Origin of the sequence: Marinomonas algae, from assembly GCF_047525555.1 — a bacterium.
Lineage (GTDB): Bacteria > Pseudomonadota > Gammaproteobacteria > Pseudomonadales > Marinomonadaceae > Marinomonas.
This window is the reverse complement of sequence record NZ_JBLIXK010000001.1, coordinates 912,448-922,035: the sequence shown is the minus strand read 5'-3', so window position 1 is coordinate 922,035 and position 9,588 is coordinate 912,448. Positions and strand designations below refer to the sequence as shown.

At 42.6% G+C, this 9,588-nt stretch carries 6 protein-coding genes and 1 rRNA gene; 3 read left to right on the top strand and 4 right to left on the bottom strand.

Features of this window, described 5'->3' with window-relative positions:
* Positions 1–105 (top strand): 5S ribosomal RNA (gene rrf, locus ACMUMQ_RS04310); the annotation flags it as partial.
* 544 nt (positions 106–649) lie between these two features.
* Here the strand turns inward: rrf and ppk1 are convergent.
* From ppk1 to ACMUMQ_RS04295, 3 genes are all read right to left on the bottom strand, one after another.
* The gene (gene ppk1 / locus ACMUMQ_RS04305) at positions 650–2,890 is read right to left on the bottom strand and encodes a polyphosphate kinase 1 (protein WP_414680773.1); all 2,241 of its coding nucleotides are present in this window, start codon (positions 2,888–2,890) and stop codon (positions 650–652) included.
* 180 nt (positions 2,891–3,070) lie between these two features.
* Positions 3,071–4,063 (bottom strand): porphobilinogen synthase, encoded by a 993-nt coding sequence (hemB, locus tag ACMUMQ_RS04300; protein WP_414680772.1) that lies wholly within the window; start codon positions 4,061–4,063, stop codon positions 3,071–3,073.
* 135 nt (positions 4,064–4,198) lie between these two features.
* Complete coding sequence (locus ACMUMQ_RS04295; protein ID WP_414680771.1) at positions 4,199–6,127, bottom strand: ABC-F family ATP-binding cassette domain-containing protein; 1,929 nt, start codon at positions 6,125–6,127, stop codon at positions 4,199–4,201.
* A 224-nt stretch (positions 6,128–6,351) separates the two neighbouring features.
* Between ACMUMQ_RS04295 and hslO the strand changes: the two genes are divergently transcribed.
* Positions 6,352–7,227, top strand: coding sequence for an Hsp33 family molecular chaperone HslO (hslO, locus tag ACMUMQ_RS04290; RefSeq protein WP_414680770.1), 876 nt, complete (start codon positions 6,352–6,354; stop codon positions 7,225–7,227).
* Here the strand turns inward: hslO and ACMUMQ_RS04285 are convergent.
* Complete coding sequence (locus ACMUMQ_RS04285) at positions 7,224–7,631, bottom strand: CBS domain-containing protein (RefSeq protein ID WP_414680769.1); 408 nt, start codon at positions 7,629–7,631, stop codon at positions 7,224–7,226. The two genes, hslO and ACMUMQ_RS04285, sit on opposite strands and share 4 nt — an antisense overlap.
* A gap of 431 nt (positions 7,632–8,062) precedes the next feature.
* Between ACMUMQ_RS04285 and mqo the strand changes: the two genes are divergently transcribed.
* Entirely contained in the window at positions 8,063–9,541 is a 1,479-nt protein-coding gene (gene mqo / locus ACMUMQ_RS04280) for a malate dehydrogenase (quinone) (protein WP_414680768.1), read from the top strand.
* Positions 9,542–9,588: the final 47 nt, after the last annotated feature.

Genomic DNA, 9,588 nt, shown 5'->3' with positions numbered 1-9,588 from the left:
ATAGAGGCGTTGAACCACCTGATCCCATCCCGAACTCAGAAGTGAAAAGCGCCATCGCCGATGGTAGTGTGGGAGATCCCATGTGAGAGTAGGTCGTCGTCAAGCTTATAATACTAAGAGCCCCACATAGCAAACGCTGTGTGGGGTTTTTTATTGCAGATATGCATGTGAGAGCAGTAAGTCGACAAGCTTATAATTAAGAAAGCCCTGATAGCTAAGCTGTCGGGGCTTTTTTTCGTCTGTTGGAAATGGAAGGTCTGATTTGGAACAGAGATAGGAACAGATCAGATTAGAAACAAGAGCGTCTTAGTGGTCATTTACTTGCGCCTGTTTCGTACCTCAACGCGTCTGCGTAAATGACTACCAAGACACTCAACTACTACGCTTGCCTTGTGACTCGATACGTTAGTATAAATGAAAAATCACAATTACCTTTTATCTAGATATAGAATCCGCTCAAATTTCTCCTTCAGTACTATTCAACAGATCTGAGTAAACTCTTATCCAAATATCTTATTTACTTAGGTTGAAATCTTTTGTTTTGCTGAAAATAAAAAATCCCCAATGGATGCTTCTATTGGGGATTATGTGAGCAGTGAAACGCCATTTAAGTTATTGATTGTGAATAACTTAGGTGTTTATCCACTAATTAACGGATGCTGTTAGCCAGTTCACTCAATAGGAAGCGTTGAGCGCTTCTGTATTGGTCTTTTCGTGGTTTAGACAGCTGATATGAGCCATCACTTTGTAATAACCAGCTTTGCGTGTTATCCGACAAGTAGGCTTCAAGTTCTCTTTTAACTCGTCGAGCCAATTTAAAGTCTTGGATCGGAAAAGCAACTTCTACACGGTTGTTTAAGTTTCTCTCCATACCGTCTGCGCTGGATAAATAAACCTGCGGATCACGGTTGTTGTAGAAGTAGTAAACGCGAGTGTGTTCAAGGAATCGACCAATGACACTGCGCACACGGATATTAGATGATACGCCTTTGACACCTGGGCGCAGAGTACATATACCGCGTACAATCAGATCGATTTTCACACCCGCTTGAGAGGCTTTATATAAAGCTTGTACTAATCGTTTTTCAGTCAACGAGTTAACTTTAATGATGATGCGAGCAGGGTCACCATTAAGAGCATTTTCAGCTTCTCTGTTAACCATTTCTAATAGACGATCTCGTAATGTAAATGGAGCGTGTAGGAGCTTTTTGATTTTCAGCTCTTTACTCATTCCTGTTAGTTGTTGGAAGACGCGATGAACGTCATCTCCAATTTCTTTATCACATGTTAAGAAGCTGTAGTCTGTATAAAGGCGAGCGTTACCGGCATGGTAGTTACCTGTGCCTAAGTGTACGTAACGGTTAAGCTCGGAGCCTTCTCGACGGACGATGATGATCATTTTTGCGTGAGTTTTATGGCGTACTACGCCGTATACAACAATTGCGCCTGCGTCTTGTAGTCGGCTTGCTAACGCCAAGTTTTCTGCTTCGTCAAAACGCGCCCGAAGCTCGATAACAACGGTTACTTCTTTGCCGTTACGAGCCGCTTCCACCAATGCATTGGCAATAGGTGAGCGGGCACCAGTACGATAAAGGGTCTGGCGAATGGCAACTACGTTAGGATCTTTTGCGGCTTCACTTAATAGGTCGATAACGGGAGCGAAGCTTTCAAACGGGTGCATCAATAAGTAATCGCGTTGTCTAATCGCTTCAAAAATTGTGGCAGAGTTCGACAGTTTTCTAGGTAAACCTGGCGAGAAAGGGGAATACATGAGATCGCCGCGATCAACCAGATCAATGACAGCCATTAAACGACTTAGGTTTACTGGGCCATCAATGCGGTATAAATCAGCCTGCTCCAAATCAAATTGTTTGAGTAGAGAGTCAACAATGTGCAGAGGGCAATTTTCTGCTATTTCAAGTCTTACTGAGCTACCGTAATGGCGGCTTTGTAACTCTGTACGTAAAGCACCAGCTAAGTCGACACCGATATCGTCAGAGTCGACTTCTAAATCCGCGTTACGTGTTAGGCGGAATTGGAAACAGCCTTTTACGGTCATTCCAGGGAAAAGCTGATCTGCGTGAGCGTGAATGATAGAAGACAAGAAAACTAAGTTATCACCGCTTTCGCACACATCATCTGGCAATTTGACCAAGCGTGGCAAAGAACTTGGTGCAGGTACAATTGCTAGCCCATTTTCTCGGCCGAAAGCATCACGACCTTCAAGCTCTACGACGAAGTTGAAGGTTTTGTTTGCAAGGCGTGGGAATGGGTGTGTTGGGTCCAAACCGATTGGACTAATGACAGGTAAAACATTGTCATTAAAGTAGCTTTTAACCCATGCAGCCTCTTTTTCTGTCCATAAAGTACGGCGAACAAAGCGAATGTTTTCTTCCGCTAGTTTTGGAAAAATGATGTCATTTAGGATTTTATATTGGCGACGAACCAATTTATGTGCTCGTTCACTAATTAGTTTTAGAACCTGTTTCGGGTGCATGCCATCAGGGCCGTTTTCTTCACGGCTGTATTCGACCTGACTTTTTAAACCTGCTACTCGAATCTCAAAGAACTCATCCATATTCGAGCTGAAAATACATAAGAACATGAGACGGTTTAGGATTGGATGGTTTTCATCCATCGCCTGTTCAAGCACGCGAGCATTAAACTGAAGATGGCTTAGCTCTCTGTTGAAGTAGAGTTCAGGGTCCGCTAAGTCAATTTCTTCTGGTAGGCGTTGTTCAATCGCGACTTTGCTTGAATCTTGTGGTTGTTCAGGAATCGGTTCTAGCACAAGTTCTTCTGCTACGGTTTCTATTACAGCATCGATTGCTAAGTCCGGTACTAGAGCAATGTTAGGTTCTATGTTTTTAACTTCAGGTTGTTCAGACATGGGTTTTATTAACTCCTAAATACCGTCTTTTATATATTTGGTGTCTTTGCATTGAATATCGGCAAAGATCAGTAACCATTCACTAACGACATTGACTTACACAACCTGAAAACATGTCACTTCCAAACTTTCTGCCTTGTTATCTAATAAAGCTAACAAGGCGACTGAAAGGTCATGGAATCATTGTTTTTTTAATAGGTGTGCTGCGTCCTTTGCAAAATAGGTTAGGATGCCATCTGCTCCAGCACGTTTAAATGCTAAGAGCGATTCCATCATTACCGTATCTTTATCAAGCCAACCTTTTTCAAACGCTGCCATGTGCATGGCGTATTCGCCACTGACTTGGTAAGCAAAGGTTGGTACTTCTAATTCTGTTTTTACTCTGCGGACAATATCTAGGTAAGGCATGCCAGGTTTTACCATGACCATGTCGGCACCTTCTTCTAAATCTAGCATAACTTCACGAATGGCTTCATTAGAATTCGCTGGGTCGATTTGATAGGTGAATTTATTGCCTTTACCTAAGTTACCGCTTGAACCGATTGCGTCACGGAATGGGCCGTAATAAGCTGAAGCGTATTTCGCCGCGTACGCCATGATTAATGTATTAATAAAGCCTCCCGCTTCTAATTCGTCGCGGATTTCACCAATTCGACCATCCATCATATCGGATGGCGCCACCACATCTGCACCGGCTTGTGCATGAGACAATGCTTGTTTAACAAGTGTGTCGACTGTGACGTCATTCAAGACATAACCTGTATCGTCGATGATGCCGTCTTGACCGTGTGTTGTATAAGGGTCTAGTGCCACATCTGTTAGTACACCCAGCTCTGGGAAAGCCGCTTTTAAAGCTTTAACGGCACGTTGAACCAGTCCGTCTGGGTTATAAGATTCTTCAGCGAGCAAGGATTTTTTATCATTATTAATAACAGGGAACAAAGCAATGGTTGGGATGCCTAGCTCGACCAATTCTTTTGCTTCTTCTAGAAGTAAATCGATAGAGACACGGTCAATATTTGGCATGGATGGCACGGCTTCGCGCACGTTTGTTCCTTCAATAACAAACATCGGATAAATTAAATCATCTGCAGTTAAGTGGTGCTCGCGCATGAGTCGACGAGAAAAATTATTCTTACGCATGCGGCGCATACGAGTATATGGAAATGTCATCCAATATCTCTCCTTTTCGCTGTTTGTAAATCTACTTTAGTATTATGACAATATTAAGTCAGTACGGGTTCAAATGCTTGGTGTTAAAGCAATGTTTACGCGTTTTCTTAATTACTTGGTCTTTCTCGACACTTATTACATACCCAGTTCTGATTCCGCTTCTTCTAATTCTTCTTGGGCTTCAAACCAAGCTTCTTCACTTTCTGCTAACGCTTTTTTCCATTTGGCTTCGTCGCTTAGTAAAGCTTGTAATTTATCCCTTTGCTCTGCCTCATAAAGTGAGGAATCTGACATGGCATCTGATATTTTATCGAGATGTTCTTGTGCTGTTTGAACGGCTTTTTCAAACTTCTCAATTTGCTTGCGCAAAGGGCGTAGCTTTTCTCGCATCTCGGCTGCTTTACGACGCTCTTCTTTACGGTCTGTTTTTTCGACTTTGCCAACGTTTTGTTCACTTTTTTCCGCTTGGGTCTCACTGGCTTGTCGAGCCTGTAGCCACGCATGGTAAGCAGGTAAATCGCCATCAAATGCTTGAATTTGGTTATCAGCGACCAGATAGAATTCATCGACGGTACTGTTTAAAAGGTGACGGTCATGGGAAACCAATAAAATAGCGCCAGGGAATTCCTGTAAGGCTTCGGTTAAGGCTTGACGCATATCCAAGTCTAAATGGTTGGTTGGTTCGTCGAGTACCAATAAGTTGGGCTTGGTCCATGAAATCAGCGATAACGCTAGGCGCGCTTTTTCACCGCCAGAAAAGCCTTTTACAGGGCGCAGTGCGTCATCTCCAATAAATCCAAAGCCGCCAAGATAGCGACGAATATCACTTTCTAAGACTTTTGGTGACAAGCGTTGAATATGAAGCAAAGGCGAGGCTTCTAAATCTAGAGCGCTGAGCTGGTGTTGAGAGAAATAACCTATCTTCAGGTTTTCTCCGGTTACACGGTCGCCGGATAATATTTTGATTTCACCAACAATGGACTTTATCAGTGTAGATTTGCCCGCTCCGTTAGGACCAAGTAAGCCAATGCGTTGCCCGTCTCGTAAAGTGAAGCTAGTTTGTCCTAGTTGCACTAATGCTTCATTTGTCTCAGACATATAGCCTAAGTCAGCTTGCGATAAATCGATGAGCTGTTGTGAGGTTTTCTCTGCAACAGGAATGGAGAATTGAAATTGCGAGTCTATGTGCGCAGGCCCGATGATTTCCATTTTTTCCAACATGCGCAAGCGGCTTTGAGCCTGTTTTGCTTTATCTGCTTTGTAGCGGAAACGAGCAACATATTGCTGTAAGTGTGCGCGCTTCTCTAATTGTTTCTCATGGTTAGCTTGTTGCTGAGCAAGGTGTTCTGCACGTTGGCGTTCATAGTCTGAGTAGTTGCCTTTATAAAGCGTCAGGCGTTTTTGATAAACATGAACAATGTGACTACAAATTCCGTCTAAGAAGTCTCGGTCGTGGGAAATAAGTAGAAGAGTGCCTGGATATTGTCTTAACCAGTTTTCTAACCACATCACAGCGTCCAAATCCAAGTGGTTGGTTGGCTCATCAAGTAAAAGAACGTCAGAAGGGCACATTAATGCTTTAGCCAGATTTAGACGAATTCGCCAACCACCAGAAAAGTCCGAAACGGGCTTCTGCATATCCGACATTTTAAAGCCCAAACCTTGAAGCAGCGTCTCGGCTCTGGACTGAGCTGTGTAACCGTGTGCTGTTTCATATTCGCCTAACCAAGTTGCGTGAGCGTGGTCGTCACCATTTTCTTGAGCTTTTGCAATATTGCGTTCAATGAGTCGTAATCTATCGTCACCGTCTAAGCAATAATCCAAGGCACTACGCTGTGTTTCTTCTACTTCTTGCGCCATGAAAGCAATGCGGCGATTACCTGGAAGAATAATCTCACCTGTATCAGCATGTAATTCGCCTTTTATCATGGCAAACAATGAGGATTTTCCGGCGCCGTTTGCGCCAATTAGGCCGACTTTTTGGCCTTCGAATATCGTGAGATCTGCGTCTTCAAGTAAAAACTGAGTGCCACGCTGTAAGCTAACTTCAATAAACTGGATCATAAAAACTAGAAATCTCTTATCTCGACTATGAGAAGTAAAAATAGACGCTTAAATATCATGGAGAACATTTTAGAGTGCCGTTCGTGTAAACGAAATAGTAAGTCTGCATATTCCCAGTTTATCCACGCTTTAAAGTGGATGATTCGGTATCACAGGGGTAAAATAGCGGAAATATTAATAGGAATTTTTAACTCAGGACGTTTGGGCTGAGTAAGGTGTATTTTGTGAGTAATGTATCAATAAATGAAATCCAACGTTTTTCGTTTGATGGCACGAATGTTCGTGGTGAGCGTGTCTTTTTAAACAGTGCCTACCAAGACATTATTAAGCGTAAAGAATATCCATTACCTTTGGAAAAGTTGCTGGGTGAATTTGTCGCTGCGATTGCCTTGTTAAGAGATATTATCAAGATTGATGGTGTGTTATCTATTCAAGCGAAAGGTCATGGTTTTCTTTCAACTCTGATGACGGAATGTGACGAACATCAGAATCTCCGTGGCATCGCGCAGTGGGATGACAGCCAAGAAGTCCCAGAGGTGATTTCCTTAAAAGAAGTACTGGCTGGCGGTTATTTGGCCATCACGATTAAGCCGAAAAATGGGCAGCGTTACCAAGGTATTGTGGAGATTGTAGGGGACACTTTATCTGAGTGTCTGGAAGAGTATTTTGCTCAATCTGAACAATTGCCTAGTCGAGTTTGGTTGGCGGCAAATGGTGCTCAGTGCGGCGGTTTATTTTTGCAACGTTTACCGAGTGAGCAAGCAAAAGAAGGTGATGAAGACGCGTGGGAGCGATTTACTCATTTGGCTTCAACAGTAAACGAGGAAGAGCTATTAGGGCTTGAAACGGAAGTGTTATTACACCGTTTGTATCATGAAGAAGAAGTGCGTTTGTACGATACTAAATCAATGCAGTTTGGTTGTTCTTGTTCTCGTCAACGCACTATGGATGCTGTGATGTCTCTTGGGCAAGAAGAAGTGCGTGAAATATTGATCGAGCAAGGCAGTATCAAAGCGGACTGCCAGTTCTGCGCCGAGAAGTATGAATTCACGGCTGCCGATTTAGAAGACTCGCTTGGTGATCAGGCGAAAACCCATTAATTTTTAAATGTGGCGTGCTTAATCAAGTCACGCCAAGATATCATGCCAATAACCTGTTCATCTTCATCGATGACAGGTAGGCAAGATATGTCTAGTTGCTTAAACCAAGTTAGAATTTCTTCTATTGATGTTTCTGCTTTCACCGCAATCGGTTGGCGAGTCATGACTTGATGAGCCGCTCGATTTAGGGTATCTGTGTCTCTTGGTTGTTCTGATACCTTGTTGATAAAGGGGCTTATGAGCCGCAAAAGGTCTCGATCTGAGATAATGCCGACAAGCTTTCCATTGTCGGTGACTGGCAAGTGATGAAACTCATGGGTTTCCATGATTTTCTTTATATCAGGAAGACGATCATCCATATCCACACTGATGACATTGTGAGTCATAATATCTTGTGCTTTCATTGCCTACCCCCCTGCGTTTGATTTCTATCACTGAAAGTGGAGATTTAGTATATTTATATTCAATATTATAATTTTAATACATTAGCAAAATCGAAGCATGGTTTTTGTTAATGTTGTTAAAATTCAATATTGTGTTAACAAGATCATCGAATGTCGCCTAACTGGCTTTTCAAGCTTCGAATATATCTACATTTTTGCTTTTAGCATCCAAGACATTATACATAAAATCCGTATAATCAGTTGTATATCTGTATAAGACCTTTTATGGGTTATCTGTCTTTGAATAGACAGTGTTTAAATGCAATAAAACCGCGTTCTGAGAAAAGACAAGAAAGTAATGCAATTACCTTAATTGTGTATTGATTGCTGGCCAAAAGCCTTCTTTCTAATCACTCTGAAATTCACTATTGGCTAAGACACGGCGAAATCCTATGACCTCAAATTCTGTAGATGTTTTACTAGTCGGGGGCGGTGCTATGAGCTCGACCCTAGGAATGCTCCTAAAGCAACTAGATCCTAATATGACCATGATGATGGTTGAGCGTTTGGACGGTGTAGCGAAAGAAAGTACTGATGGCTGGAATAATGCTGGTACAGGGCATGCTGCTTATTGCGAGCTGAACTATACCTCTCCAAATAAAGACGGCTCAATTAATATCGACAAGGCAGTGAATATTAATGCTGCTTTTGAAGTAAGTCTTCAATTCTGGTCATACCTTGTTGAACAAGGTCTAATGCCATCTTCTCAAGAATTTATACATCGTGTTCCTCATCAGAGTTTCGTATGGGGCGAAAATAACGTCAAAATGTTGAAGGCTCGCTATGAAGCAATGAGCGCTCACCCTGCTTTTAAAGAAATGCAGTACACGGAAGACCGTGAAACGATGAGCGAATGGATGCCTCTCATTATGAATAATCGTAGCGGTGATGAGCCGCTTGCTGCGACTCGTATTGAACATGGTTCTGATGTGAACTTTGGTGCGATCGCTCGTAATATGGTGAAGCACTTAGAAAGTGTCGAAAACTTTGACTTAAGCTTGAACACAGAAGTAAAAGCTTTGAAGAAAAAAGCGGATGGCCGCTGGGATGTGACGATTGAGCAGAATGGTACTCGCTCTGTTATAGACGCAAAATTTGTCTTCTTAGGTGCTGGCGGCGGCGCATTGCCGTTATTGCAAAAAGCAGAAGTGAAAGAAGGAAAAGGATTTGGTGGTTTCCCTGTAAGTGGTCAATGGTTGGTTTGTGAAAATCCAGAATTGGTCGATCAGCATTTTGCGAAAGTGTATGGTGCAGCACCGATTGGTGCGCCACCTATGTCTGTTCCGCATTTGGACACTCGTATTATCGATGGGAAAAGAGCGATCTTGTTCGGCCCATTTGCAGGCTTTACGACGAAATTTTTAAAAACGGGGTCCTTCTTCGATTTACCGAAAAGTATCCAGTTCGACAACATTAAACCCATGTTGAGTGTTGGTAAGAACAATATGGATCTAACTCGTTACTTGATCAGTGAAGTGAGACAGTCCCATAAAGATCGTTGTAATTCTTTACGTCAGTTTTTCCCTGATGCTCAGGATAAAGATTGGAAACTTGCTTACGCTGGCCAGCGAGTTCAAATCATTAAGAAAAATGCTGAAGGTGGCGGTAAGTTAGAATTTGGTACTGAGGCGATCACAACAGAAGATGGTTCTTTAGCGGCATTGTTGGGCGCGTCTCCGGGTGCATCGACAACAGTCAATACAATGATTGGTATTATGGAACGCTGCTTTAAAGATCGTATTGCGACACCAGAATGGCAAGAAAAAATGAAGGAAATGGTGCCTTCATACGGTGAGTCGTTGGTTGAGAATACGGATTTATTACTGTCTATCCGTGAACGAACACTAACAACATTGAACCTAAAACCTTAATTTTGCATCAATAAAAATAAGGTACTGAAAAGCTGGGTCTGTCCCAG

Excerpts from the sequence above, each read along its gene's own strand:
- hemB (WP_414680772.1), bottom strand. The coding sequence starts at position 4,063 with ATGACATTTCCATATACTCGTATGCGCCGCATGCGTAAGAATAATTTT.
- ppk1 (WP_414680773.1), bottom strand. The coding sequence starts at position 2,890 with ATGTCTGAACAACCTGAAGTTAAAAACATAGAACCTAACATTGCTCTA.
- mqo (WP_414680768.1), top strand. The coding sequence starts at position 8,063 with ATGACCTCAAATTCTGTAGATGTTTTACTAGTCGGGGGCGGTGCTATG.
- ACMUMQ_RS04295 (WP_414680771.1), bottom strand. The coding sequence starts at position 6,127 with ATGATCCAGTTTATTGAAGTTAGCTTACAGCGTGGCACTCAGTTTTTA.
- ACMUMQ_RS04285 (WP_414680769.1), bottom strand. The coding sequence starts at position 7,631 with ATGAAAGCACAAGATATTATGACTCACAATGTCATCAGTGTGGATATG.